This is a genomic window from Acinetobacter sp. YWS30-1 (assembly GCF_033558715.1).
Taxonomy (GTDB): Bacteria; Pseudomonadota; Gammaproteobacteria; order Pseudomonadales; family Moraxellaceae; genus Acinetobacter.
This window is the reverse complement of the sequence record NZ_CP114606.1, coordinates 1,053,425-1,079,020: the sequence shown is the minus strand read 5'-3', so window position 1 is coordinate 1,079,020 and position 25,596 is coordinate 1,053,425. Positions and strand designations below refer to the sequence as shown.

The window sequence follows — 25,596 nt, the reverse complement described above, 5'->3', positions numbered from 1 at the left end:
GATTTTCATGAAGAATCTTGAATTAAGCATAAAAAAAAGCACCCTTATAGGATGCTTTTGTTATGAATCGACAAGGTGCAGTTACAGAAGCGCGGCAAAGATTCCAAGGAAAATCATCAGCCCCACCCAACGGTTATGACGGAAAGCCCAGAAACAGCGTTGCGGGTCCTTATCTCGAGTTTTTGACCATTGGTAAATAAAATCAATTGCGACGGCTAGAAGCCCCATCAGACCAAATGGAATCAGCAAATCCTCAATCCATAATGCTGAGCCAATCAAGACCAGACTTAGAGCCTGTAAGGTACTAATGATCTGAATATCATGCTGACCAAATAAAATGGCTGTGGATTTTACGCCAATCTTTAAATCATACTCACGATCGGTAATCGCATATTGCGTGTCATAGGCCACGGTCCAAGCCAGATTGCCAAAATAGAGAAGCCAACAAGTTAAGTCCGGTGTCTGTCCCACTGCGGTATAGGCCATAGGAATGGACCAGGAAAACGCAGCTCCCAAAAATACCTGCGGCAAATGGGTATAGCGTTTCATAAATGGATAAATGAACGCTAAAAATAACGCGCCAAATGACCAGTAAAAGGTTTCAATCGGTAGGAAAAATAACAGGCAGGCACTGGCTGCGACGAGCACTAGAAAGACCATCACCGCTTCTTTACCACTAATGATGCCAGTTGCCAGTGGACGAGTTTTGGTACGCTCGACATGCGCATCCACTTTACGGTCGGCAAAGTCATTAATGGCACAACCCGCTGCGCGCATAAAAATTACACCTAGAATCATCAGCACCAGAATACTGAGATCAGGGATTCCTTTTGCTGCGACCCATAGCGCCCACATGGTCGGCCAAAAGACCAGCTCTGTGCCAATTGGTTTATCAAAACGACAAAGATAATAATAGGCGCTCAGACGTTCACGCCAAGTAATTGCTTGTGCAGTTGCCATATCAAGTTAAGCCTGTTGATTTTGTATAAAGTGTTCAAATGCCGGTAAAAACGTTTCTTGTACGATAAATTTACAACCATGCCAAGTATAGCAGCTCTGGCGGGTCCAGCCCTCTTCCAGATAAATCACACGTCGCTCACACTGTGGATTGGTACGCTGGAATAATAGCCAGCCAATCGGCTTCGATCCAATATGCTGGAATATCCGCGCACGTTTTTGTAGGCTTAAAATTGGAAATATACTTTTTGCTTTGACCCAAGGCTGTTCTTCACAGCCATATAAATAGCTTTCTCTCACCCAGGACGTATGCTGATGTGGCATCTGCATCCACCTTGCATCTACGAATTCCAGACGCTGAAAATGCTCTTGCTGTGGTTCTACCCGGAATTCCCCACCAGCCAGATCCGTTAATTGCTGCGTCAATGATCCTGAGGCATACAGCCATTCTCGAAGCGCGGCAGGTATCTGCGGTCCATGCGATTTTTTGAATTTTACACTCACAACGTTATCAACTTCACGATTAGGCATTATCTGTCTTGGCAATCACTTCATATTTTCCATTTGGCAGCTTTTTCAAAATCATGCCATCTGTGGTGAGATAAAAACTTTGTGGGTAGTCATAGTCCAGAGCCAACTCAGGATGACGTAATGCCACAAACTCAACCTGCTTATAGCCTTCAGGTGTACGCGCGACTTCTACATAGGTCACTTCAGAAAAATTCAGTTTAAAGCCTTTGCTATGATCCTGCGGATCAATCCAGGGCAAAAAGCCGGTATATCTTTTACGTTGTGCCATAACTTCATATCTTTGATCAATAACAGCATCATACAAAAAAAACCCGCACAAAGGCGGGTCTTTTTTACAGTGAAATTCAGGTCAGAATTACAGGCTGTAGTACATGTCGAATTCAACTGGGTGAGTAGTCGTGTTCAGACGACGTACATCTTCAGTCTTAAGTTCGATATAGGCATCAAGCATTTCTTTAGTGAACACGCCACCTTTAAGCAGGTAGTCATGATCTTCTTTAAGAGCTTCAAGTGCCATTTCAAGGCTGTGCGCCACTGTAGGGATTTTTGCTTCTTCTTCAGGAGGAAGATCGTACAGGTTCTTGTCAGCAGCTTCACCTGGGTGAATCTTGTTTTGGATACCGTCGATACCCGCCATCAACAATGCAGCGAAACCTAGGTACGGGTTCATCATTGGATCAGGGAAACGTGCTTCGATACGTTTGCCTTTAGGGCTAGAAACATAAGGAATACGGATAGAAGCTGAACGGTTACGCGCTGAGTAAGCAAGCATAATCGGTGCTTCGAAGTGAGGTACCAAACGTTTGTATGAGTTTGTAGATGGGTTAGTGATCGCATTCAATGAACGAGCATGTTTGATCACACCACCGATGAAGTACAATGCCATTTCTGAAAGGCCTGCATATTCATCACCAGCAAACAGGTTCTTGCCATCTTTAGAGATCGACATGTGAACGTGCATACCAGAACCGTTGTCGCCTACCATTGGTTTAGGCATAAAGGTTGCAGTTTTAGCGTATTGGTGCGCAACGTTCCAAACAGCATATTTGAACTGTTGTACTTCGTCAGCTTTACGAACCATTGTGTTGAAGCTCACGCCAATTTCTAACTGGCAAGATGCAACTTCGTGGTGATGCACTTCTACACGACCTGGGCCCATGATTTCTTCAATTTTTGCACACATGTCTGCACGCATATCTTGATGAGAATCAACAGGAGGAACTGGGAAATAACCACCTTTAACACGTGGACGGTGACCTGAGTTACCTGCTTCGTAATCTTTACCAGTAGACCAAGCAGCTTCTTCAGCGATCAATGTATGACGAGCGCCAGACATGTCGATGTCCCATTTTACTTCGTCAAATACGAAGAATTCTGGTTCTGGACCGAAGAATGCAGTATCACCGATACCTGTAGATTTCAGGTATTCTTCTGCACGGCGAGCAATCGAACGTGGGTCACGTTCATAACCTTGACCAGTTGATGGTTCGATAACGTCACAAGTCACAACAACAGTTGGCTCTGCAAAGAACGGGTCGATGAAACCTGTTTCTGCATCTGGACGTAAGATCATGTCCGATGCTTCGATGCCTTTCCAACCTGCGATTGAAGAACCGTCAAACATTTTGCCGTCTTCAAACGTATCTTCATCAATACTGTCTGCTGGATAAGTAACGTGCTGTTCTTTACCCTTGGTATCAGTAAAGCGAAAATCGACCCATTTCGCGCCACTTTCTTGTATGAGTTGAAGGACCTTGTTCGCCATGCTCATTTTGCTCCGATGTTTTTTGTTGCACTCGCAAAGTGCGTGTTAGAAGTTGGTATCTATTAAGCAATTAGCGTACCAACTTTTAAAAGTATATCTAAAATCTTGAAATCTTTATAAGAAAACATAGGAAGATAAAAATACCTTGTCGCTATTATACTGTGACTTAAACTAAATGCACTATATTCAAGCATTCTTCCTGAGAATTGTTGCAGGTATTTTTTTAGCGCACCTAAATAGTGCGACGATTTCATATTAGGTAAGAATAGGAGCACTTTTCAGTGAGGATTTGCGTTTTTATGCTAATTTAGTTTAAAAAATATTCAATTTCGTTTAATTCTGGTTAATTTTTATCAATTACAAAGTGGTATCTGTAGGTTTGTGTACTTTAAAAGATCACTATTTTGAGTCACTTTTATTCAAATAGTCGATCTCATTGTTTGATTTATCCCATGCATTATTATTCAAATGATGTTTTTTTCAGCATAATGATTTTAATCATTTAAAACTTATTTATTTTTAATTTAAAAAAATAATAACTGCAATATTTATTTAAACTTACTTTTCGTCAGTTAATTACTTATATGCACATTTAAAATATTTAAAAGGCTGTGAGCTAATCACCAGGCTGAAAATTGAAAAATTATTGCGCCCGATGTGGCTATTTTTTGCTATGATGAGGCGTGCTTTATTTTCACACAATGAAATCAACGATTTAGTCGTGTATTCCCTAGACTTGCAACAAGTCCCGATAAAGCTCAATCTGGATCACTTTAGCACAGTTAAGTGCAATAATTTCAATAGGTTAAGCTCATGCTTCTAATGATCGACAACTATGACTCCTTTACTTATAACATCGTCCAGTATTTTGGCGAACTGAATCAAGAAGTAAAAGTAGTCCGCAATGATGCCGTGACATTGGAGGATATTGAGCGATGGCAACCCAAGTATCTGGTGATTGGTCCTGGTCCATGTTCGCCAAGTGAAGCGGGAATATCGATTCCTGCCATTCAGCATTTTGGCGGTAAGATTCCCCTACTCGGTGTTTGTTTGGGGCATCAAAGTATTGGTCAGGCTTTTGGTGGCGATATTATTCGTGCCAAACGCGTCATGCATGGGCGTTTGTCTGATATGTATCACAGCGACAAAGGTATTTTCAGCAACCTACCGAATCCTTTCTCTGCGACGCGTTACCACTCGCTGGTGATTGATCAGACCACTTTACCAGAATGCCTGGAAGTGACCTGCTGGACCAATGAAGAAGATGGCTCTATGGAAGAAATCATGGGGATTAAACATAAGACACTACCGATTGAAGGTGTGCAGTTCCATCCGGAATCAATCCTGAGCCAGCATGGTCATCAGATCTTTAAAAACTTTCTTGAAATTTACGCATAATGAGCGAAACGCAAGTCATGAATATTCAACAAGCTTTAAGCAATATTACTAAAAACATTCACCTGACTCAGGAACAAATGGAAGACGTGATGCGCACCATTATGTCTGGCGAAGCAACCGATGCCCAGATCGGTGCTCTGCTCATGGGTCTACGTCTGAAAGGCGAAAGTATTGATGAAATTACTGCTGCAGCACGTGTCATGCGTGAACTAGCAACCAAAATCGATGTCAGTGATGTCCCTCATCTGGTGGATATCGTGGGTACAGGCGGTGATGGACAAAACCTGTTTAACGTATCTACCGCTTCTGCTTTTGTAATTGCAGCAGCTGGTGCAACCATTGCCAAACATGGTAACCGTGGTGTTTCCACCAAATCAGGTTCTTCAGATTTACTGGAACAGGCAGGCATTAATCTTGATTTGAATATGCAGCAAACCGAACGCTGTATCCGTGATATCGGTGTGGGCTTCCTGTTTGCGCCAAACCATCACAAAGCCATGAAATATGCGATTGGTCCACGTAAAGAAGTGGGTATTCGTAGTATTTTCAACCTGCTCGGCCCGCTTACGAATCCGGCCGGCGTAAAACGTTTGGTCATTGGGGTATTTTCCAATGAACTTTGCCGCCCGATTGCAGAAGTCATGAAACAGCTCGGTGCTGAACATGTGATGGTCGTACATTCACGTGATGGCTTAGATGAAATTAGTCTGGCTTCCTCTACCCATGTGGCTGAGCTGAAAAACGGTAAAATCACTGAATGGGAAATCATTCCTGAACAGGTCGATATTGAATCGCAAACCTTAACTGGTTTAATTATTGAAAGCTCAGCAGAAAGTCTGGCTCTGATTAAAGATGCCTTAGGCAAGAAGAAATCTGAGATCGGTCATAAGGCTGCCAATATGATTGCCCTAAATGCCGGTGCTGGTATTTATGTTTCTGGTCTGACTTCAAGCTATAAGCAAGGTGTAGCACTGGCTCACGATATTATTTATGGAGGTCAGGCGCTGGAAAAAATGAGCGTGCTCTCTGAATTCACCAAAACCATCAAACAATACGAAGCTTAATACGGTCAGGAATTTGAATCATGGTTGATATCGCAAATACAATTCTGGGTAAAATTGTTGATCGTAAGAAAGAAGAGTTCGCTCTCCGTCTGAAGCAGAAAAGCTATAAAGATATAGAAGAGTTGGCTCAAGCTGCGACACCTATACGTGGTTTTGCTCAATCTTTAATGTCTAAACGTCCGGGTGTAATCGCTGAAATTAAAAAGGCTTCTCCGTCCAAAGGCGTGATTCGTGAAAACTTTAATCCTGCAGAAATTGCAGCGCAATATCAGGATGCCGGCGCTGCCTGTTTATCTGTACTTACTGATGTGGATTTTTTCCAGGGTGCTGATGAAAATATTCAGATTGCCCGTTCACACTGTGACTTGCCTGCGCTGCGTAAAGATTTCCTGATCGATCCTTATGGCGTGATTGAAGCGCGTGCACTACATGCAGACTGTATCTTGCTGATCGTGGCCTGTCTGTCTGATCAGCAGTTAGAAGAAATGTCTAAAACTGCGTTTGAGCATAATCTGGATGTACTGGTTGAAGTGCATGATGAAGAAGAATTAGGGCGTGCTTTAAAACTTTCTGATCGTTGTCTACTGGGTGTGAACAACCGTAATTTAAAAACTTTTGATGTCGACCTGAATACATCACTACGTCTGAAAAAATTACTGGATCCTTCACGCCTGCTGGTCACTGAAAGCGGTATTGCGACCCCTGCTGATGTTGCGATGATGCAGGAACATGATATTCATGCTTTCCTGGTCGGTGAAAGTTTCATGAAACAGCCACGCCCAGATCATGCTTTCCGTGATTTATTCGGTGAACCTGAATCGGTTTAAAATATTAAGTATAAAAAAGCTCCATCTCAGCATGGGGCTTTTTTATTTTTATTAACTAATTCATTTAATACTGAGTTGAATGATCAAAATAAGAGATTAATTTTTCAAATTCTGGCAGTTCAGAATAGTACTCATCCGCCTTGATTTCATCTGCCCAATCTACCTTCGAGTTCAGGCAAAAACTCAGTCTATACTGAACCTTGGGTGCTTGATCCAAGAGTCCCAAAGGAATCCAGATCAATGCCGTTACACCTACCTGATTCGGTACAGGCGAGCCACAATGTTGACAAAAATGGGAACGAAATCCGGTCTCTTTTTGATAATAGGCAATTGAAGCGTGTCTTGAGATCCATTCAAAATATTGCTGATGAACTAAAGTTGCTGCATTCGCGGCCGTACCACTCTGTTTACGACATAAATTGCAGTGACAATGATACATGGTATGAATATTCGTATTTACTTTGAACTGGACATTGCCACACAAACAACTGCCTGAGTAACTCATTTTTTTATTTTCCAGGTTTGATTGATTTATATTTAAAGAGAGATGTTCCATCGCGGCAACTGTTAAAATGATAAAAGGAGAATATTCATGAATTATTTTCTATTTAAAGCTCATCAAGCTATTCAGTATTTGAAAACCACCCAGAAATTAAAGCTGGGTTTAGGATATGTTGTATTTAGTGCAATTCATTTCTCCTTTCAGTGATTTAAGACTATAATTTACCAAATTCAGTATCTCCCCCGTTTCCAGATTATGAGCAAACACGATTCTTCGCTTTCTAAAGATCAGTACAATTTACTCAAAGATCTTAAAAAGCAAATTAGTCATCCTCAACCTAAGGCTGAACCTGTTGCCCCTGTCGTGAAAACAGCGGAGCAGGAACAGGAGGAAGACCTCGATCTATTTCGCAAGCAGATGCAAGGCGTACAAAAAATTGATGCCGGCAATATTGCGAAAATAGAAAAATCTCCCAAGAAAAAAGTCGATGCGCAAACTTTGGCCAAGCGTGCTGCTGCCGAAGGCCCCATGCATACCGATGAAACCGTCCTGTCTGATACTCAAGCCATGCTCAATCCGGTTGGCAGTCAAGCGAGCTTAAGCTACCGCATTGCGACCTTGCAGCATAAGGTTTTTGAAGATTTAAAAGCAGGCAATCTGCGCTGGTTCGAAGCTGTCGACCTGCATGGTTGTACGGTCGAAGAGGCACGTCAGGCTGTGCTTCAGATTATCCAGATCGCCAAAGATGAAAACCAGAACGTGATCAAGATCGTACATGGCAAAGGGCCGGAAGCGATTTTAAAAACTTATGTCAACGGCTGGTTACGTCAGCACCGTGATGTTCTGGCCTTTGTCAGTGCGCCTGAAAAACAGGGTGGCACTGGCGCAGTTTTAGTTTTGCTAAAACGTGCAGAAAAAAATCCAAAGTTTAAACAGTAAGCGGATTTACCCCCAAAATAAGGCATTGTAAAAGATTTCTGCTACAATGCCGTCCTTGTTCATTCTCAGTTTAAGTGAATACGTCATATGACTATGCAGCAATCTTACGCAAACATTCTTACTGCCGTTGGTGAAGATCTCAATCGCCCTGGTCTCAAAGATACGCCCGTGCGTGCTGCGAAAGCGTTTTCGTATTTAACCTCAGGTTATAGCCAGACTCTGGAAGAAGTGACCAATAGTGCGGTTTTTCCATCAGATAACCATGAAATGGTTTTAGTGAAAAATATCGAATTTTATTCACTCTGCGAACACCATTTATTGCCATTTTATGGCCGTGTACATATTGCCTATTTACCTGAAGGCAAGGTATTGGGGCTGTCTAAATTTGCCCGAATTACTGAAATGTTTGCCCGTCGTTTGCAGATTCAGGAAAATCTGACCCAGCAAATCGCAGAAGCGGTTGCTGAAGTCACCAATGCACGTGGTGTGGCTGTGATGATTGATTCAGCACATATGTGTATGATGATGCGTGGTGTTGGCAAACAGGAATCGACGACGCGTACGGTGTCATTTATCGGTGACTTTAAAACCGATAAAGAAGTCCGCCGTGAGTTTTTAGGCGCTGTACCAGAAAGTTATTAATATAGATTCATACATGAAAGCCTCAATTGATATTGGGGCTTTTTTACACGATGAGGTTACGAAAATGTCATCTATTTGGATTGCGGGTCAAGGTTTAGGCCAGGCTGAAGAAAGTATCGATTATCCACGGCCAGACCGGCTGGTTAAAGGCAATCCTAAACGCCTGACCCAGAGTGCCTATCAACATCCCAATATGGATTGCGGAATCTGGCAATGTGAAGTGGGTGCGTGGAATATCGTATTTGCCGAGAATAAACAGGAATTCTTTCAGGTAATCGAAGGGATCGTCCGTTTACATGATGCTCAAAGACAATCCTTTGTTGAAATCAAAGCAGGTGAAGCCGGCATTATTCCACCCGGTTTTATTGGCACTTTTGAAGTGGTTGAAGCAGTTAAAAAATATTATGTCGTGGTAGAAAGTTAAAAGATAAGTACGAATTCAATATCTTCATCAGTTAAGGAATTTTGCAATCAATTCCTTAACTTTTCTACGTATTCATTCAATTTCTTAAAATTTTATCCCTACATTCTTTTCAAAAAGTTGTCTCATTAACTTAACTTCCCTAGTTTTAAAAATAAACAAATTGATGCTGCATAATTAATTTCCTGACTACATTACCTGCCATGTTTAAATACAGATCTTTTGTTTAGAAGGCTGCATGATCCAAGTGTATAAATTCTGGAAACAGCCATGAGTAGAAAACAGCCTGATCCGCCTAAACGCCCTTCACGTGTTCATTCAAATAGTTTTGACTATAGTCTAGATTTTAAAAAAATTGATTTCCGTAAACGTCCAGACTTATACCGGATTGGACGCGGTGAGCAAGGCGTGCTTTTAGTAGAACCTTATAAGTCGGAAATTCTGCCCCACTGGCGTTTTGCAGATGCGGAAAAAGCCCAAGCCAGTAGTGAAAAAATTTATGCCCTGTTTCTAGAATATTTAAAACATGAAGATTTCGTCGGGGCCGATATGGCACGCAAGTTTTTACAAATGGGTTATACCCGCGCCCGACGTTATGCCAATCATAAAGGCGGCAAAAAATACGATGGTCCGGTTCCAGATGATAAAAAGGGTTTAAGTGGTGCGCATGGGCGTGAGGAATTGCCGCGTAGTTCTGAAGATCCGGTTAAAGCTGCTGCAGCGAAAATATTTAAACAAAAATGGGATAAAGCCAAAGTCCATCCCGAATATGTACGGCAAAAACAGCAATTTCAGGCTGCGATTCAGCAGCAAATTTTAAATTAGACAGACGCTTTTTGTGCGCCCTGAATTTGAGAAGGTTGCGCCAGATAGACCCGGTTACGCCCTGTATTTTTAGCCATATACAGTGCAGCATCTGCGGCATCCAGGAATCTTTGGTAATCCGGATGACCATCAAATAACGCGCAGCCGATACTAACCGTGAGTCTAAATTGCTGTCCTTGAGCCGTACTGATCAGGCCATGCTCTACATATTTACGGATATTTTCAGCAATGTTCAGCGCGCGTCTTTCATCGGAATCCACCAGCAGCAGCAGGAATTCTTCCCCACCGACACGGAAGGCATAGTCACTGCCCTGAATATATTTCTGTAAGGCATCAGCAATAAATTTTAAGGCCAGATCGCCGGCTGCATGACCATATTTATCATTAATGGCTTTGAAGAAGTCGGCATCAATCGCTAGCAAGGATAATGGTGTCTGGTTATCACGAGAAAAGTTAATTTCACGTGAAATAATGGTATTTAAATAACGGCGATTCAATAACTGGGTTAGAGAGTCATTTCCAGATTCGATGTAATCTGCAACCTGGAATAATTGATCGACCAAGTGCTGTATTTCACGGTTTAAATCACGAATACTTTGAATCAGATTCAGCATCTGATCTTTTTCAGTACATTCCAGCACTGCCTGATTCAGCGTATCGATCTGATAAATTCGCTCGATAATTAAATCGACCTGATCAGAACCGGTAAAGGCATAAGACGCCTTATGAATAAACCATAAGCCAAATTCTGACTTGGACAGCATTTGATGTCTAATGCCTGTAGTTCCAGAAAAGACCTTGAACATCAGCTCATTTTCCCAATCCAGCAATGAACTGCGCTGTTTATCTTTTTGTACCGCGACATCTTGCATTGCAGAAAATACCCGGTAACTGTGCTTCATTTCCTGATTCTGGACGGATTTCGCCTCATAGGAACGACACATAATTTCTGTGGCAAATCCCATGATTTGTACAATATAGCTACAGGTAGTAAGCATGTTCGGCTGCGGATTTAAACTCAGCAATTCAAACATTTTGCGCTGAATTTCTCGTACACCGCGCATAATCAGCCAGGATGGAATCCCGATCCGCGCATGCACATGTCCAACGATATTCTGTTTTTGCACGGCCTCTGCATAACGCTTATTCAGCGCCACACTAAAACTTTCTGAAAGCCATTGATGTAAAGTATCGCGTAAACGCTGCTGAATTAGCTCATCAGTAAAATATTGAGATGCTTCTTCTTCCAGAAGCATATTTTTATAGAATTCTTCTACCAGTACCAAAGAGTGGTCTTGAATAAACTGAAATGCGTGTAGCAAATCATCCGATGAATAATTTTGACAGATCTGCTTCCACTGCTCCGCCAGCATAGCCATATACTCATTATTCATATAACTTTTCCCGATACTTGCGATTCGCAGTGATATTATGTGACAAATACAACAATATTCAGGTATTTTAACCCAATTACTGAATACAATCTTTGATAATATCGGTAGAAGTCTCCGAACATGAATTTATTTTAAACATTCAAATACAAGTCATTTGATCTATAAACTTCATTTACTCAATACTCGAGGTTATGTTAGCCAAATTAAAAATAATGGACTAAGCCCAGACTCCATTTTTCCCAGTCTTTCGATTCCTGTTGCTGATATTCCCAGCCCACCCGAATGGCATTTTGTGCATTCCAGGCATATTGCAACTGGTTTTTCAACTTCAGTTGCCACTGATGAGAATCTTCCCAATACGGCAGTTCCACCTGTACCAGACTATTGATCTGATCCGTCCAGATATTCTGACAACCCACCGTTGGCCCCATACCGACACGCCATCCTTTGTCAAGCGCTTTTCCGGCCTGCACATGATTTTGTAGCTGCACATAGCAGAGATGTTCACGTGCTTCATTTGCCCAGCTATAGCCACCCTGAACCTGAAAATTGGCTACACCATGCTGCTGCTCGGTACTAAACTGGCCATGCTGATCCAGTGCTTCCTGTTTCCAGCCCAAACTAAAACCCCAAGATAAAGGCGCTTTAAATGCATTGATCGGGTTATAGGAATTCACTGTAAGTAGATCCAGATACTCCAGCTTCACGCGGTCATCACGATACTGCAATGCACCATCAAGGAATAATAATTGGGTTCCTGTACGAAGCCCGCCTTGCGGATCCATGAGGTCGTGATAAGCCTGACGATGCCCCAACTGCACAAAAGTATCACCCTGTACTTGCCCAGTTTCAAGAACGATATTTCGGGCATGATGGCTTTGAACCGGATCTATTTTTGGACGCTCTGGCTGCTGACGCTGTTTGTCTATCGCCAACTGACTTCTTAGGCCCAATAATTTGCGAAAGCGCAGTTGGGCAAAAGGTTCATCGACTTCCTGGCGAAGGAAATCCAGATATAAATGGTCATAGGCCATTTCCAGAATCTTGGCTTGGTCTTCAGCCGGATAATGTTGTAGCATGGATTCCATTTTAGAGGTTTCTGCATACGCTACCTGATGCGCAGTTTTTGCCAAGGATTTTCCATGTTGCCGGGCTTGAGCCAGCAATTGAGTTTCCAGTGCTGGACGGTAAATCTTCTTCCTGATCAGTCCCTGCTGTTCCACAACTTTTAAAGTTTCGACCGGAATCGCGGCGGTATCGAATTGCTGCTGCAAGTTCAGTTCAGGACGTACCAGATCAAAAAGCCCTAATAGACGATAGGCACAGTTATCATTAATGAAATAATAAGGAAAACTTACCTGCTGCATTTCCCAGAGATGCTTCACCAGAAAACCGGTTTCTTCAGGTGTTAAATTAAGTTCATATTCCCATAAATCACGGCTTTCAAAGTCACCATATTCCTTGACTTTGCGGTAATACGGCATCAAGGAATATTCCCCCGGATATTGTCCGGTCAGCCCTTTCCAGGCAAAGGACCAGTTATCATTACTGTCAACTGTGGCAGCATAATTGACCGCATAAGAAACCAGATTCAGTTGCTGCTGGTCTTTGGGATCCAGACGCAGCAAAGTATGACCAAACATGGAGCTGGGATTACCCATATAATCGGTGGCATAAATCAGGGTCGCTTGATAAGGCTTGACTTCATTCATCCAGCGCTCAAAATCCGGGCAACTCGCTTCAGGCAATTGCTGTTCAGGAATATTCAGCTGTTGCATTAACCACTGACTACGCGCCGGAAATTTACATCGTACAGACTGATTGGGTTCTGCTGGCTCAAACAATGCCTGTATATTTTGCTCCAATTCAAGTTGCAGGTCTGTCTTGCTCTGCTTTGCCAGAAAATAGCCAGCATAGCTGACTTCACTTTTTCCTTCAGCATTGACATACATCAAACGCTGCCAGGTCGCGGTCTGGTGCAATTTTTTTTGTGTGGCTTGTTCTAGATAAGCTTGAATATCTGGAGAAATTTCGGATGCAAAACTTAGGGGACTCCACAGCAAGGCTGAGAGCAAAAAAGCATATTTCATTCAGTCAACGGTTCTTTTCAGTTTTTATTTATAAGAAAACCCTGCCAGGACAGCAGGGTTTTTACAGCGATACTTAGATATAAGCTTTTAATACTTCATCTTTAGCCATGACTGTTTGTAGAGTACTTAACACTTGTAAAGTATTCTGGTTTTCTTCTGAATAGATTTCAGAGAAATTCTGCTTAGATACAGTGAAGAAACGTGCTTTGTCTTCTGCCTTGATATTTAGCAGTTCAGCCAGTACATTCAGGCTTTCACCTTCACCTACGGCCATATCACGTGCCAATGCCTCAGCATTTTCATTGGTAAAAGTCACGACTTGAGCCGTTACTGTACCGCCCTGGCTACATCCTAAAGTACCGAAAGTAATACCCAGCCACTGGTTAGTAAACAGGACGTTTGTTGTACCTGCAAGCAGCTTAGGAATAATGCCTGACTGGCCTGCCCATACCTGGCTACCAATACCACAACCTACATCTCTATCCGCCATCGCCATACCAGAACCCGTTGCCAATACCACAGCGAGCATAATCTTTTTTAACATACTTATTCTCCGGTTATTCTCATGCATCTTTTGTTATTACGCTAATGATGTAATCTTCATTACACATTCAGGAGAGTAGCGGGAAGTCTAATTTGGCGCAATGAAAAAAATGTCCAATTTACATAAAGATAAACAGAATAATTTTACCGGGTTTTTAGGCTCCAGTTACCTTGAGAATTACGCTGTCCTAGAATCTTTAATACCAGCACCAGACTGAGCAATAAAAGTAAATACCAGGAACCGAGCTTGCCCCAACCGACCATGTGCCATTTTTCTACCTGGCTTGGATATAGCCAGATCTGATAAAAGGTACTGATGTTCTCAGCCACCCAGATAATGAAAGCCAAAATCAACAGGACAGGTAACATCGGCAGCTGAAAAGCATGCTGATTCAACTGAAATCGAATTCTGGTTTTCCAGAACATCACTACACTCCAGACAAATAACAGCAAGCGATAGTCCGGAATAAAGAATTTGCTCATGAAGTTGATGTAGGACAAGACTGCCAAGGCCAGCATGTGGCTAAAGCGCGGCAATTTTTCAAATGAAACTTGGTATAAGCGTAAGGAACGTGCAAAAAAACTGCCGACAGCCGAATACATAAAGCCGGCAAATAAAGGTACCGTCAGTATTTTAAAAATTGCAGGTTGCGGATATTGCCAGGATGCAATTGCCGGATGGGTCAGGAAAATTTCCATGACCATCGCCATGATATGGAACAAGGCAATTACTTTGGCTTCGGCCCAGGATTCCAGTTTGGTATAGAGTAATACCACCTGAATCAGTAAAGCGAAAAATAATAGATAGTCATAGCGATAGAAACCGTAAAATAGTTCACTACCCATTGATGCGGTTTGTGCAAAAGCAAGCAGGAGCAGAATCCCAAATAAGGCAGCCGAAGCTGCCTTATAGATAAATTCAAACCCTGATTTAAAAAAGTCGATCAAGGTTTACATCCTAAAGGTATTTAGCGCTGTACTCATGTACGGTATCAATAAATACTTTAGGATTGGCTGGATCCACCCACTGGGTAATACCATGACCTAAGTTGGCTACATAACCGGTTTTTTCACCGTTAGCATAGGCATCATCCAGCATCAACTTGGTCGCTTTAGCAATCGCGTCTGGAGTGCCATATAAAGTTGCCGGATCCAGGTTGCCTTGTAGTGCGGCACGGCCTGCAACAGTCTGACGCGCAACATTAAGCGGTGTAGTCCAGTCCAGACCAAAAGCATCTGCACCGGTCGCAACCATTGGCTCCAGCCATTGACCGCCACCTTTGGTAAACAGAATCACTGGAATCTTGCGGCCATCTTTTTCACGTTGCAAACCTGCCACAATTTTCTGCATATAATTGAGTGAAAATTCAATATATTCACGATGAGCAAGTGCCCCGCCCCAGCTATCAAAGATCTGTACTGCCTGAGCACCGGCATCAATCTGGGCATTCAGATATTCAGTCACAGCATCTGCTAAACGTTCTAATAAAGCATGCAGAACCTCTGGCTGTGCGTACATCATGTTTTTAGTGAAGCGGAAGTCTTTGCTCGAACCCCCTTCAACCATATATGTCGCCAAGGTCCACGGACTGCCAGAGAAGCCGATCAATGGTACTTGCCCACCCAAAGCGGAACGAATGGTCGATACTGCATTCATTACATAATCAAGGTCAGACTTGGCATTGAATTTGGGTAAATTAGCCACATCCTGTTCAGTCCGCACAGTTTTGTGGAATTTCGGACCTTCACCTGCTTCAAAATACAGACCCAGACCTAAAGCATCTGGTACAGTCAGAATGTCCGAAAATAAAATGGCCGCATCCAGCTCATAACGGCGTAAAGGCTGCAAAGTCACTTCACAGGCAAATTCAGTATTTTTGCAAAGAGAAAGGAAATCCCCTGCTTTGGCACGTGTTTCTCGATATTCTGGTAAATAACGGCCTGCCTGACGCATCATCCATACAGGGGTAGTATCTACAGGTTCACGTAACAATGCGCGCAGAAAACGATCATTTTTTAAGGTCGTCATTCACTTTCCTATCTATCTTTGATATTGCCCACATCATAACAAAATGGCTGCATTTTGAATAACTTCTCATGACTTTAAAAACCGATCATGTTAAGTGATCAAATGTGAGGAACTACACAAAAGAACTACTGCATCTCCACATTTTTTCTGTAATACTTATAGTGTTTTTTCACATAGTTAACGAAATATTTTTAAGGTTGAGTTACATGTTCGTTCGCACAATGCTCGCTGTGAGTCTAGGTTGCATTTTCGCAGGTACTGTTTTCGCTGCGTCTAATGCTGAACAACCATTAAACCCCCAAGTTGTCACTGATGTTGCGGTTCAGGATCCGATTGATCCTTTAGCGACTGAAGCTTCGGCAGCACAAGTAGAAACTCGAATTAGTGCTCAAGAACAACAAGATCTGAAGAAAGCTTCTGAAGCATTAGATGTATTACAAGATACTGAAGACCAGACTGCCAATATCGGTGCTGCTCCAACCACGACTAAAGCACCGACAAATTCTGCTGCTGCGAAAGCATCTTGGACTTTAGACGGCCTTAATAATGCAAGCTGGTATGAAGATATTGGTAAAGGCCAATTTCCGGTGTATGCACGTGCGCATGTCATGCTAAATAATGCCCATGCTTCTCCAGGTGCGATTGACGGTACTAGCGGTAAAAATACCTTGAAAGCGATTGCATCTTTCCAGCAAATGAATGGTATTAAACCAACAGGTACGTTGACTCAGGAAACTTGGGATGCCCTATTGGCTAAACAAGGATCTAAGCCTGCTTTTGTGGAATACACTATCACTGAAGAAGACCTGAAAGGTCCTTATGCCGAGTCTATTCCTTCTGACTATGCCTTACAGGCAAAAATGAAAGGTCTATATTACACTCGCGTGACTGAAATGCTGGGTGAAAAATTCCATATGGATGAAGACTTTTTGAAAAAGTTAAATCCAAAAGCTACCTTTAAGAAAGCTGGGGAAAAGCTGATTGTTGCCAATATCCGCAATGAAGTGCCTGAAGATATTCATTTAATTGTAGCGCATAAAGGTGCCAAGCAGCTTTATCTGTTCAATAGCCGCAACCAGATGATTGCTTCTTTCCCTGCAACGATTGGTAGCTCAAGTACTCCATCGCCAACAGGAACTTATAAAGTGACTGGCGTAGCGAAAAACCCATGGTATAGCTACTCACCATCTAACTTCGTTCAGGGCAATAACAAGAAACCACTTTCTTTACCACCTGGTCCAAACGGTCCTGTAGGTAATATCTGGATTGGTTTAAGCAAAAAATCATTTGGTATTCACGGTACACCGAATCCATCTGCAATCTCTAAAACTGCATCACACGGTTGTATCCGTCTGACTAACTGGGATGCGAATGATTTAGGCCGTAAAGTGAAATCAGGTGTAACTGTCCGTTTCCTTGAATAATCTTTATTTAAATACTTAAGCCTGCTTACGAGTGGGCTTTTTTATACCTGCTTTCTCTTACATCGTTGCAAAAATGCAATGATCTGTCGCCTGTTTATAATTTTTTAAGAATTAAAACAACGTTATGATGATCTCAAGTTAAAAATTAAAGTGAGATAAATTCATGAAAGCTTTTCTACATCCCAGTGAAAATCGTGGTCATGTAAAAATGGGCTGGCTGGAGTCTAAACACAGCTTCTCATTTGGCAATTGGTACAATCCGAACTATATGGGCGTGAGTGCATTACGCGTTATTAATGATGATCTGATTGATGCACATCAGGGCTTTGGTACCCATCCGCATGACAATATGGAAATTCTGACCTGTGTATTGAAAGGTACGATTACTCATCAGGACAGTATGGGCAATCATGGCGGTATTACAGCAGGTGAATGGCAATTGATGAGTGCCGGAACCGGTGTACGTCATAGTGAAATGAACCAGGGCGATAAACAGGTACATCTCCTGCAAATCTGGATCATTCCGAATGAACGTGATGCTCAGCCGAATTATCAGCAAATTCGTCTGGATGCCAAAGAACAACCGAATCAATGGCATTTAATCTGTGGACCGAATGACAATGCACCCATGCACATTCGTCAAAATGCAGAAGTCAAAACAGCAGTGATCCAGCAAGGTCAAAGTCTAGATATTAAGGCAACCCAGCATATCAATTATGTACATGTGATTTCTGGCTCAGTACAAATTGCAGAATATACAGTTGAAGCTGGTGGTGCGATTGCCTTTATGGATGACGCAGAAATTAAAGCAATTGAAGATGCTCAGGTGATCTGGTTTGATTTACCAGAAGCTACCCATTAAAACTTCTATTTATATTCAGTCTATGCCGACTCATCATTTTGATCAGTCGGCATTTTTATAGAAAACATATAAAAATAAAAGTGATTCATTCTTTATAAGGATTTGAACTTCAATATACCACTATACAAATTAAACCAATTCACATCAGTTTTTTACCGAACAACAGCAAATTTTGGGCGAAGATTGAGCTGATCCATTTTGATTGGATCAATATAGCGAATGAATATAGCGAATGGCTGTTCTGGTCATTATCTTGTATAGATTAAACAGGTGTATGCACCTTTTCATTTATTCTGAATAAACCGAAGAGCACATCTAATGAACCAGATTTTAGAAATTCAAAATAGCCAGCAACAAGCTCTGCACTTTCTATTAAATTTTTTAAAACAACAGCAATATCAGTTTACCGCCATTACCCCACTTTCTCATCAACGGATTCTGGATCGCAAAAGAAGCGAAAAAAATAAACAGAAAACCCTACAGGATATCTTTGGCTGGAATCTGGAATTTACAATTACCGATCTTGATCCTGTTCTTTTTTCATTATTGTTAGAACATCAGCTTCTAGAAGTTAAGAATAATGCATATAAAAGTCTGATCAGAGTCGCTTCACTCGAAGACGAATTATTTATTCACTCAGCCTTTCCTACGACCCAACAGGACGCTGTTTTTTTTGGTCCTGATACTTACCGCTTTGCCTATCATTTAAAGCAATATTTATCTTGCCAGGCCAATTCTTTTAAACGAGCGGCTGAAATATGCTGTGGCACTTCTGCTGCTGCAATTCATATGGCTAAACATTTTCCAGATCATGAGGAAATCTTTGTCGCAGATCTGAATCCGAAAGCTCTTCTCTATAGCCAGATTAATATCGATTTTTCAGGTTTTAATTCGATTCATCCTGTGCAAAGTAATTTATTTTCTGATCTTGAAGGCCAGTTCAACCTGATTTTTGCCAATCCCCCTTATTTAATTGATCCAGATCAACGGCAATACCGTCATGGTGGCAATGAACTGGATGGTAATGAATTGTCTTTTAAGATTATTAAACAGGGTTTACAACGACTCAGTCCAGATGGACGTCTATTTTTATATACTGGCGTCACTATTTGTCAGGATGGCAATCGCTTCTTACAGCATCTGGAAGCCTTGATGAAACAGCATCAAAATATTGACTGGTGTTATGAGGAAATTGATCCGGATATTTTCGGTGAGGAGTTAGAGCAACCTGCTTATCAACATGTAGAAAGAATTGCGCTGGCCCTACTCAAGTTCGAAGTCAAAACTGATAGACCATAAAATTTCAGCTCGGGTTGTGGCTATTTTTAAACTGCGGCCTAATTAAAACAAATAAAAATTAACTCAATCCGCATCACATTAAATATTATTTTCAATAATTATTTATCATTAAAAAACATATACTTAAATAAAATATTAGTTCTATTTTATCACCACGTACTTCTATAATTCTCATCTGATATTTACGACAACTTTAAAAATAATGTCGTCTTTTTGGTTATACCTTGGGGAAAATTGTGGAAAGAAATTATTTGAGGTTGAGAACAACCTTACTAGCCTTATCGCTATCGATGAGTCTGATTGCCTGTGGTGGAGGTGGCAGTAGCGGAACATCTTCTCCTGCAGAAACACCAGATTCTGCTGTTAATCCACCATCAACAACCCATCCACCTGATAACGAGGAATCATCCCCCTCACCTATAGAAACACCTGATGGCAGTACACCACCTTTAAATCCACAAACGCCAACGACCACCCGGATTAATAAGGCATTGAGTACAGGTGATGCCCGACCTTTGATTCAGCAAGATTCCACCACATTGTTAGACTGGGCCTTGCAGCTCGCCAAGCAACAACAAACATGGCAAAAGGGTTTAATTACCTCACTCTATACCAGTTCGAATGGCAAAGTTTTGCAACCTCAACTGCAATTTACGCCAACTGCTTCGATTAATTTTTATCCTTATGATTTAAGCGCAGCTTTGCCAATCGCAGTTTCAGATCAAGCCTGCGGCTGGAATTTAAGTCAGCAGGCGAATAAAGGCTGTGGTCTGGGAGTCGCATCACAAATCAGTAAAGGCCGTGCGCTGGCTTTTGGCCAGAATATGCTTGGGGGAATCTCAGCGAATAGTCCTGACGTGGTAGATTTTGCACCCGTGCTCAACAATGGTTTTCGCTGGCTATTGACGGGGAAAACACAAGCACAGCCTAAACAAGAATTAAAACTTACCGTGAATGGCCTGGCACAAACCAACCTGAGCATGATAGAAAGTTATTTTTCCCAGCATTTAGGGGTTAAAGTTACCTTTCTACAATGTAATGTACTGGATCAAACCAATACCTGCTGGAAAGATGCTGACCTGATGATTTTAGGCAGTAATATTGGCGCCAATAATTTTGAATCCAGCTTGATTCAGGAATATCTGGAGGCAGGTAAGCCAATATATTTCCAGGCAATGGGTTATAACGTCACTACACCGATGGAAAAAATCTTTTCGGCATTGAAGATTGAGACCAATAATAATTACTGGCGTGGCCAAGATACTTTACTCATGTCTTCAGGACGTTCTATCACAGATCAATGGAATAAAGTGAATGACATCGATAGTACGATCCAAATGCTGGAATATTTCAAGTCACCAAGTGCGGCACGTCTAGGTGATTTAAATGCCAATAATCCGTTGATTCAAACCATCAATAAAGCTTCTACCAATCTACAAAATTTAAATGCACAAGGCATTACTGCATTTAGCGCAAAAAATAATAATCAGATTCTAAAAGCTTTGGTGTTATTGGCAGATCTCTGGCGTCCAGGCGTGAATTACAGCGGACTGTCGAAAAATGGCGATGCTCTGACTTTTATGCGTACCTATGCCAGCGACTCCTGGACGGACTATAAACGCAAAACCACATTGGTGAATCCAAATGGTGCCGGCGATTATATGCCAGCCTCTGCACAAAACATGGCTGTCAGTGCTCAAGCCGAAACCATTACCGTGACCATTCCACAAGGCAGTGGAATTACCGCAATTGGTCGTGCCAGCATTCCGGGCAAACCTGTCAGTATTGAGATTGTTGATGCTCAGGGTGCGCAGCTTTCAGTCCAGACCAGCTATTTACGTGCCTGGGGCAATCCCTTTGATGATGGCGGCTATAAACGTCCTCGCCGTCCCAATAGTTTCACCGTAAAATTAGACGCCACTCAAAGCAATGACTTTATTAGCCCGTTCGGTGGACCATTGATGTTGAATTACAGCAATGCCAAAGCAGGCTCGGTGGTGACCTTAAAAATCAAAGGCGCAGCAAAATATGCGCATTATGATTTTACTCAAATGATCACTGAAGCGGATATTAGCGAAGCCACCAGCATCCTGCAAAGTAGAAACTTCGGCTGGAACACTTTTAAATTTGTTGGTGGTGAAATTCAACAGACCAATGACTATGCTTTAAAAGCCATTGGTGATCGATCGGCACGTACCTATGTGGATCAGATTAAGGGCGTAATCTTTGACAGTAACCACATTGCCAACGGTTATAACAACATGCCGCTGGATAGCAGTACGGCACAGCGTTGTAATGAATTAGGCTGGGATTGTACCGGCACAGTTCATCGTGCCCCGAATGTTCAACATTTTGTGGGCTGGATTGCGACCTGTGGCTTCCTGTGCTCAGGAAATCCATCAGATGGGTCAACTGGCATTGATACCGGTTGGGGCTGGGTGCATGAACTGGGACATAATACTGTTCAGGATGTCTTAACCATGGTATTCCCTTCCACTGAAACCGGGAAAACTATTGGTTGCGTAGTGGAATGTAATAACAACATTCTGGCAGGCCTAAGCATGATGCGTAAATATCATCTATATGCTCAGGACAGTAATGCCAGCAATTTCCGTCACCCAACTTTATATGCCAATATCAAGGATACACGAAGTCTTGGTCTGTCAGGTGAGGCACAACGTGCCGCCATGGAAAAACGCTTATGGCAAGATGGCTATCATGTATCGATGCAGGCTTTCCATATCCAGATGGCCATGAACTATACCCGTTTACATCAAGGTAAATCACGACCTGATCTTCAGGGTGTATTTGAGTTCATACGCCTACTGAATACGGCACAACGTTTATATAACCAGATCGATTTAAGTAAAGCTTCTCAAGCAGATAAGAATAAACTGGGACTAGCTGCATTTAATGCGAAAAACATGAGCCGCCCTGACCTGATTTATGTACTCAGTTCAAAAATCATGGGCTATGACCTAAAAGATTTCTATGCACTTTATGGCTTGCCTGTAACTGCAACCGCACATGCTTCAGTCGCCATGCTTAATCTGCCTACCGCACCTTTGTATTTCTATGCGCAACCAGATGGCGGTTCAAATCGCCTGGCAACAGGACAATGGCTCACCATTCCAGCAAACGGCCCTCTCCCTAACTATCCTTACTAATTGACCAATTTAATATAAAAAAATCCCGGCTTCGGCTGGGATTTTTTATAGCAGAACATTTTCATGATCTGTGTATTAGCGATCAGTGAGAACTAAATAAATAGCTATTTATTTTTCTTGTCCCGACTGTGAACCGTACCGGGTTTGTCGGAGACTTTTTTATTTAAGTTAGGCCACCTGACCTAACGGGTTAATCTTATCATAGTACATTGCTTCAAACTCAAAAGGCGATACATAACCCAGTGCACTGTGTACACGCTTTTTATTGAACCAATCTACCCAGTTTAGTGTCGCAAGTTGTACATCTGCTAAACCTTGCCAATCTGCTTTTAGATATTCAATTACCTCTGTTTTGTATAAGCCATTCACCGTTTCAGCCAAAGCATTATCGTATGAATCACCAGTCGTACCGACTGATGCTCGTAAATTTGCTGCTTCTAAACGATTGGTATAGCGAATGGAAAGATATTGCACACCTCTGTCGGAATGATGAATCACATTCTTTGGCATGCCGCGATCATGCAATGCTTGCTCCAATGCATCGAGCACCATATCTGTATTCATCCGTGTAGATACTTTCCATCCAACAATTGCTCGTGAAAACACATCAATAATAAAGGCGGTATAGACCCAGCCTGAATGAGTTTGAATATACGTAAAGTCACCGACCCATAGTTGGTTTGGATGATCAGCACTAAAATTACGTTTCACTAAATCATCTGCCCGTTTTTGGTCATCCCGGCTACGGGTAGTTTGTTTATTCTTACCGCGCCAAACACCTTGTATACCTAGCTTCTGCATCAATCGAGCAACTGTACAACGTGCAATCACATAGCCTTCACGTTTCAGTTGTTGCCAGACCTTACGCACACCGTATCGACCTGAACTTTCTTTCCAAATTCGTTTAATCTCCTCAGCATGATGCAAGTCATGTAAATCTCGCTTTGCTCGATGTTCTGGATTTTCGCAGAGATCTAGAGTCCGGTAATAGGTTGAAGGTGCGATCGGTAAAATTCTACAAATCGCCTCGACTCCGTACAGCTCTTTATTATTATGGATAAAATCCACCATTATTTGTGTGGGCGGTCGAGCTCCGCCTGGGCGAAAAAAGCGGCTGCTTTACGTAGAATTTCATTGGCGCGTTGCAGTTCTTTATTTTCGCGTTCGAGTTGTTTGATACGTTCTTGGTCTGAAAGCTGCTGTACTTTAACTGGATTTTGTTTATCTAAATATTTTTGATACCAAACACGTAGTGTTTCAGGAGTACAACCTATCTTGGGAGCAATAGCGGTGATCGCAGCCCAATTCGATGGATAATCTTTTTCAGATTCAATCAATAATTGAACCGCTCTTTCTCTGATTTCAGGGGTATATTTTAATTTTGTCATCGGGATAGTCTCTCAGAATATTGACTCTCCGACAAACCCGGTACGGTTCACTGCCTTCAAGGATTTCAATTAAGCTCAGATTGATATTTCTCGCCAGTTTTTTTAATTTCTCTCTCGGTTTTCCTCTGCAAAGAAAGCGGAAACTATAAAGCTCATCTTTATAAGAAATTACATAGAAAAAAGTTCCTACTGGCTTTTCTTTGGTTTCTGTCCCGCCTCTTTTTAAGAGTCCTGTACAGGCAATATAAATATCAGAATAAAACATTTTCTTGGCTTTTCTGACCATTTCCTGCGTGACTTCCATAGATTCCGGGGTATATTTTTTAATAAATTCAGGTTTGATTTTTAAAATATTCTCTTTGACACCCATGTCATAACACACCAGTCCACCATATAGAATATCGCCAGAATATTTATTTTGGGAAAATCGGTAAGCCAGGTAACCTGCTGATGCACTCTCTAGAAAAGTAATACTTAATTTTTTTTGGCGAGTAATTTTATACATTTATTCATAGAGTAAACTCCTGACTTTATGATCATCTATAGAGTATTAAATATTCAAAAATAAAAGATTAAATACTTAGCTTCTGAATGTCCTAGCAAAAAGAAAACTTAACTGCCCTTGCTCACCACCTTAAACCAGCTGTATATCCTCAGTCATTTATATGACTTAAGTTCATACCAACGAAACTTATAATAACCTTGACGGGTTTTAACTCTGATTGGCTTTCTGATTTGATGTGTATTAGATTTTTTATAGGTTCATGATAGTTGTATGCCTAAAAGCATAAATAGTAGAAGATATAAAATATAGATCACTGAAATGATGGCTAAGTCGATTTAAGTGTGAACTAAAATGTGCTTATTAATTCAGGGTTTATTTATAAGACGATGAATAGGTTTAATTAAGAAGTGAATAATTTCAAAGACAAAATCCTGGCAAGATACCAGGATTTTTTATATTCACTTTTGGTCATGTCATATGACCACTAAATAATTTTGAAAATTTTGCCGCTGATGGTGCTTTGAAAAAACATTTCAAAACTTGGGCGAATATTTTCACCTTCAACCGTAATATGTTTAACGTTAGAATCCGATTGGGTATGAACAAAATCAGGGTCAACAGTAGCCTGAATCACGTATTGAACACCGAATTGATCTTTCACATTAATATTTTGCTTAAGCATAAATAAACCTTTAGTAATGATTATAAGAGAGATCGGCTAGAAATTGGTTAGCCAATATATAATTTAAATATTAAATAACTTTATGATTTAATTTAAATAATTGATTTAAAGATGTATAAAATGTACGACCGTCTAGATTCAGGTCAACTTCGATTCCTGATTGAAGCAGTACTCTTTTACCTACTTCAATTTCCTTAAAACCTTGACGTGTATTTTGCATTTTATTCAAGGGAATCAAAGAAACAATAATTTCTGTACCATTTTTAGATTTTGCAATTAATTCATTAATTTTTAACAACTTGTATCCTATTTTTATACTTCTTCCAATCTAGAAAAAGCTTT

Annotated in this window: 25 protein-coding genes and 1 other annotated feature; of the genes, 11 read left to right on the top strand and 14 right to left on the bottom strand. The window is 41.5% G+C overall.

The window, feature by feature from the left end; translation table 11 throughout:
* Positions 1 to 81 precede the first annotated feature (81 nt).
* The 4 genes from ubiA to glnA form a co-directional block, all read right to left on the bottom strand.
* Entirely contained in the window at positions 82 to 960 is an 879-nt protein-coding gene (gene ubiA, locus O4M77_RS04955; protein ID WP_004782764.1) for a 4-hydroxybenzoate octaprenyltransferase, read from the bottom strand.
* Between the two features lie 6 nt (positions 961 to 966).
* Positions 967 to 1,488, bottom strand: coding sequence for a chorismate--pyruvate lyase family protein (locus tag O4M77_RS04950; RefSeq protein WP_284879209.1), 522 nt, complete (start codon positions 1,486 to 1,488; stop codon positions 967 to 969).
* Positions 1,481 to 1,756, bottom strand: coding sequence for a hypothetical protein (locus tag O4M77_RS04945; RefSeq protein ID WP_323713950.1), 276 nt, complete (start codon positions 1,754 to 1,756; stop codon positions 1,481 to 1,483). Before O4M77_RS04945 ends, O4M77_RS04950 begins: the two co-directional genes overlap by 8 nt.
* An 87-nt stretch (positions 1,757 to 1,843) precedes the next feature.
* Entirely contained in the window at positions 1,844 to 3,259 is a 1,416-nt protein-coding gene (gene glnA, locus O4M77_RS04940) for a type I glutamate--ammonia ligase (protein WP_262737873.1), read from the bottom strand.
* Between the two features lie 807 nt (positions 3,260 to 4,066).
* Between glnA and O4M77_RS04935 the strand changes: the two genes are divergently transcribed.
* From O4M77_RS04935 to trpC, 3 genes are read left to right on the top strand one after another with little or no spacing between them, the layout of a single operon-like run.
* Positions 4,067 to 4,651, top strand: coding sequence for an anthranilate synthase component II (locus O4M77_RS04935; protein ID WP_284879207.1), 585 nt, complete (start codon positions 4,067 to 4,069; stop codon positions 4,649 to 4,651).
* 17 nt (positions 4,652 to 4,668) lie between these two features.
* Positions 4,669 to 5,715 (top strand): anthranilate phosphoribosyltransferase, encoded by a 1,047-nt coding sequence (trpD, locus tag O4M77_RS04930; RefSeq protein ID WP_284879206.1) that lies wholly within the window; start codon positions 4,669 to 4,671, stop codon positions 5,713 to 5,715.
* Positions 5,716 to 5,735: 20 nt separating this feature from the next.
* Complete coding sequence (gene trpC, locus O4M77_RS04925; RefSeq protein WP_284879205.1) at positions 5,736 to 6,542, top strand: indole-3-glycerol phosphate synthase TrpC; 807 nt, start codon at positions 5,736 to 5,738, stop codon at positions 6,540 to 6,542.
* Between the two features lie 64 nt (positions 6,543 to 6,606).
* Here trpC and O4M77_RS04920 read toward each other — a convergent pair whose 3' ends face one another.
* On the bottom strand, positions 6,607 to 7,047 hold the full coding sequence (locus tag O4M77_RS04920) for a GFA family protein (protein ID WP_284879204.1): 441 nt from the start codon (positions 7,045 to 7,047) through the stop codon (positions 6,607 to 6,609).
* Between the two features lie 252 nt (positions 7,048 to 7,299).
* Here O4M77_RS04920 and O4M77_RS04915 point away from each other — a divergent pair, with 252 nt between their 5' ends.
* From O4M77_RS04915 to O4M77_RS04900, 4 genes are all read left to right on the top strand, one after another.
* Positions 7,300 to 7,983, top strand: a complete 684-nt coding sequence (locus O4M77_RS04915; RefSeq protein ID WP_034590020.1) for a Smr/MutS family protein — start codon at positions 7,300 to 7,302, stop codon at positions 7,981 to 7,983.
* Between the two features lie 93 nt (positions 7,984 to 8,076).
* The gene (gene folE / locus O4M77_RS04910; RefSeq protein WP_284879281.1) at positions 8,077 to 8,625 is read left to right on the top strand and encodes a GTP cyclohydrolase I FolE; all 549 of its coding nucleotides are present in this window, start codon (positions 8,077 to 8,079) and stop codon (positions 8,623 to 8,625) included.
* Between the two features lie 64 nt (positions 8,626 to 8,689).
* Positions 8,690 to 9,049 carry a cupin domain-containing protein gene (locus O4M77_RS04905; protein ID WP_159124404.1) on the top strand — a complete coding sequence of 120 codons (360 nt, stop codon included), beginning with the start codon at positions 8,690 to 8,692 and terminating at the stop codon, positions 9,047 to 9,049.
* A gap of 267 nt (positions 9,050 to 9,316) precedes the next feature.
* Positions 9,317 to 9,871: a DUF4385 domain-containing protein gene (locus O4M77_RS04900; protein WP_159124405.1), complete on the top strand. Its 555-nt coding sequence runs from the start codon at positions 9,317 to 9,319 to the stop codon at positions 9,869 to 9,871.
* On the opposite strand, the gene O4M77_RS04895 is transcribed toward O4M77_RS04900, so the two are convergent.
* From O4M77_RS04895 to hemE, 5 genes are all read right to left on the bottom strand, one after another.
* Complete coding sequence (locus tag O4M77_RS04895; RefSeq protein ID WP_323713949.1) at positions 9,868 to 11,265, bottom strand: diguanylate cyclase; 1,398 nt, start codon at positions 11,263 to 11,265, stop codon at positions 9,868 to 9,870. The two genes, O4M77_RS04900 and O4M77_RS04895, sit on opposite strands and share 4 nt — an antisense overlap.
* A gap of 203 nt (positions 11,266 to 11,468) precedes the next feature.
* Positions 11,469 to 13,355, bottom strand: a complete 1,887-nt coding sequence (locus tag O4M77_RS04890) for a DUF4105 domain-containing protein (protein WP_323713948.1) — start codon at positions 13,353 to 13,355, stop codon at positions 11,469 to 11,471.
* A gap of 73 nt (positions 13,356 to 13,428) precedes the next feature.
* Complete coding sequence (locus O4M77_RS04885) at positions 13,429 to 13,899, bottom strand: DUF3015 family protein (RefSeq protein ID WP_004782788.1); 471 nt, start codon at positions 13,897 to 13,899, stop codon at positions 13,429 to 13,431.
* A gap of 143 nt (positions 13,900 to 14,042) precedes the next feature.
* Positions 14,043 to 14,846: a DUF817 family protein gene (locus tag O4M77_RS04880; protein WP_179992058.1), complete on the bottom strand. Its 804-nt coding sequence runs from the start codon at positions 14,844 to 14,846 to the stop codon at positions 14,043 to 14,045.
* A 10-nt stretch (positions 14,847 to 14,856) separates the two neighbouring features.
* Complete coding sequence (gene hemE / locus O4M77_RS04875; protein ID WP_179992059.1) at positions 14,857 to 15,927, bottom strand: uroporphyrinogen decarboxylase; 1,071 nt, start codon at positions 15,925 to 15,927, stop codon at positions 14,857 to 14,859.
* Positions 15,928 to 16,133: 206 nt separating this feature from the next.
* Between hemE and O4M77_RS04870 the strand changes: the two genes are divergently transcribed.
* From O4M77_RS04870 to O4M77_RS04855, 4 genes are all read left to right on the top strand, one after another.
* Complete coding sequence (locus O4M77_RS04870) at positions 16,134 to 17,351, top strand: L,D-transpeptidase (RefSeq protein WP_323713947.1); 1,218 nt, start codon at positions 16,134 to 16,136, stop codon at positions 17,349 to 17,351.
* Between the two features lie 163 nt (positions 17,352 to 17,514).
* Positions 17,515 to 18,213, top strand: a complete 699-nt coding sequence (locus O4M77_RS04865; RefSeq protein WP_323713946.1) for a pirin family protein — start codon at positions 17,515 to 17,517, stop codon at positions 18,211 to 18,213.
* Between the two features lie 318 nt (positions 18,214 to 18,531).
* The gene (locus O4M77_RS04860) at positions 18,532 to 19,512 is read left to right on the top strand and encodes a class I SAM-dependent methyltransferase (protein ID WP_323713945.1); all 981 of its coding nucleotides are present in this window, start codon (positions 18,532 to 18,534) and stop codon (positions 19,510 to 19,512) included.
* 251 nt (positions 19,513 to 19,763) lie between these two features.
* On the top strand, positions 19,764 to 22,679 hold the full coding sequence (locus O4M77_RS04855) for an ImpA family metalloprotease (RefSeq protein ID WP_323713944.1): 2,916 nt from the start codon (positions 19,764 to 19,766) through the stop codon (positions 22,677 to 22,679).
* A 168-nt stretch (positions 22,680 to 22,847) separates the two neighbouring features.
* Here O4M77_RS04855 and O4M77_RS04850 read toward each other — a convergent pair.
* The 4 genes from O4M77_RS04850 to O4M77_RS04835 all read right to left on the bottom strand — a co-directional run bounded on the left by O4M77_RS04850 (position 22,848) and on the right by O4M77_RS04835 (position 25,552).
* Positions 22,848 to 24,067 (bottom strand): IS3 family transposase gene (locus tag O4M77_RS04850; RefSeq protein WP_200230925.1). Its coding sequence is split into 2 segments (ribosomal slippage): positions 22,848 to 23,791 and positions 23,791 to 24,067, totalling 1,221 coding nucleotides; the frame shifts between segments, so codons are not numbered across the junction.
* Positions 23,676 to 23,792 (bottom strand) — a sequence feature (AL1L pseudoknot). Its footprint overlaps the gene before it by 117 nt.
* Positions 24,042 to 24,572, bottom strand: coding sequence for a nicotinamide-nucleotide amidohydrolase family protein (locus O4M77_RS04845; RefSeq protein ID WP_323713943.1), 531 nt, complete (start codon positions 24,570 to 24,572; stop codon positions 24,042 to 24,044). Before O4M77_RS04845 ends, O4M77_RS04850 begins: the two co-directional genes overlap by 26 nt.
* Before the next feature lie 484 nt (positions 24,573 to 25,056).
* The gene (locus O4M77_RS04840; protein ID WP_034706083.1) at positions 25,057 to 25,254 is read right to left on the bottom strand and encodes a hypothetical protein; all 198 of its coding nucleotides are present in this window, start codon (positions 25,252 to 25,254) and stop codon (positions 25,057 to 25,059) included.
* Between the two features lie 70 nt (positions 25,255 to 25,324).
* The gene (locus O4M77_RS04835; RefSeq protein WP_004782813.1) at positions 25,325 to 25,552 is read right to left on the bottom strand and encodes a hypothetical protein; all 228 of its coding nucleotides are present in this window, start codon (positions 25,550 to 25,552) and stop codon (positions 25,325 to 25,327) included.
* Between the last annotated feature and the right edge of the window lie 44 nt (positions 25,553 to 25,596).

What these genes read in the sequence shown, in the direction of transcription:
- ubiA (WP_004782764.1), bottom strand. Translation starts at nt 960, where the DNA reads ATGGCAACTGCACAAGCAATTACTTGGCGTGAACGTCTGAGCGCCTAT.
- O4M77_RS04950 (WP_284879209.1), bottom strand. Translation starts at nt 1,488, where the DNA reads ATGCCTAATCGTGAAGTTGATAACGTTGTGAGTGTAAAATTCAAAAAA.
- O4M77_RS04945 (WP_323713950.1), bottom strand. Translation starts at nt 1,756, where the DNA reads ATGGCACAACGTAAAAGATATACCGGCTTTTTGCCCTGGATTGATCCG.
- glnA (WP_262737873.1), bottom strand. Translation starts at nt 3,259, where the DNA reads ATGAGCATGGCGAACAAGGTCCTTCAACTCATACAAGAAAGTGGCGCG.
- O4M77_RS04935 (WP_284879207.1), top strand. Translation starts at nt 4,067, where the DNA reads ATGCTTCTAATGATCGACAACTATGACTCCTTTACTTATAACATCGTC.
- trpD (WP_284879206.1), top strand. Translation starts at nt 4,669, where the DNA reads ATGAATATTCAACAAGCTTTAAGCAATATTACTAAAAACATTCACCTG.
- trpC (WP_284879205.1), top strand. Translation starts at nt 5,736, where the DNA reads ATGGTTGATATCGCAAATACAATTCTGGGTAAAATTGTTGATCGTAAG.
- O4M77_RS04920 (WP_284879204.1), bottom strand. Translation starts at nt 7,047, where the DNA reads ATGAGTTACTCAGGCAGTTGTTTGTGTGGCAATGTCCAGTTCAAAGTA.
- O4M77_RS04915 (WP_034590020.1), top strand. Translation starts at nt 7,300, where the DNA reads ATGAGCAAACACGATTCTTCGCTTTCTAAAGATCAGTACAATTTACTC.
- folE (WP_284879281.1), top strand. Translation starts at nt 8,077, where the DNA reads ATGCAGCAATCTTACGCAAACATTCTTACTGCCGTTGGTGAAGATCTC.
- O4M77_RS04905 (WP_159124404.1), top strand. Translation starts at nt 8,690, where the DNA reads ATGTCATCTATTTGGATTGCGGGTCAAGGTTTAGGCCAGGCTGAAGAA.
- O4M77_RS04900 (WP_159124405.1), top strand. Translation starts at nt 9,317, where the DNA reads ATGAGTAGAAAACAGCCTGATCCGCCTAAACGCCCTTCACGTGTTCAT.
- O4M77_RS04895 (WP_323713949.1), bottom strand. Translation starts at nt 11,265, where the DNA reads ATGAATAATGAGTATATGGCTATGCTGGCGGAGCAGTGGAAGCAGATC.
- O4M77_RS04890 (WP_323713948.1), bottom strand. Translation starts at nt 13,355, where the DNA reads ATGAAATATGCTTTTTTGCTCTCAGCCTTGCTGTGGAGTCCCCTAAGT.
- O4M77_RS04885 (WP_004782788.1), bottom strand. Translation starts at nt 13,899, where the DNA reads ATGTTAAAAAAGATTATGCTCGCTGTGGTATTGGCAACGGGTTCTGGT.
- hemE (WP_179992059.1), bottom strand. Translation starts at nt 15,927, where the DNA reads ATGACGACCTTAAAAAATGATCGTTTTCTGCGCGCATTGTTACGTGAA.
- O4M77_RS04870 (WP_323713947.1), top strand. Translation starts at nt 16,134, where the DNA reads ATGTTCGTTCGCACAATGCTCGCTGTGAGTCTAGGTTGCATTTTCGCA.
- O4M77_RS04865 (WP_323713946.1), top strand. Translation starts at nt 17,515, where the DNA reads ATGAAAGCTTTTCTACATCCCAGTGAAAATCGTGGTCATGTAAAAATG.
- O4M77_RS04860 (WP_323713945.1), top strand. Translation starts at nt 18,532, where the DNA reads ATGAACCAGATTTTAGAAATTCAAAATAGCCAGCAACAAGCTCTGCAC.
- O4M77_RS04845 (WP_323713943.1), bottom strand. Translation starts at nt 24,572, where the DNA reads ATGTATAAAATTACTCGCCAAAAAAAATTAAGTATTACTTTTCTAGAG.
- O4M77_RS04840 (WP_034706083.1), bottom strand. Translation starts at nt 25,254, where the DNA reads ATGCTTAAGCAAAATATTAATGTGAAAGATCAATTCGGTGTTCAATAC.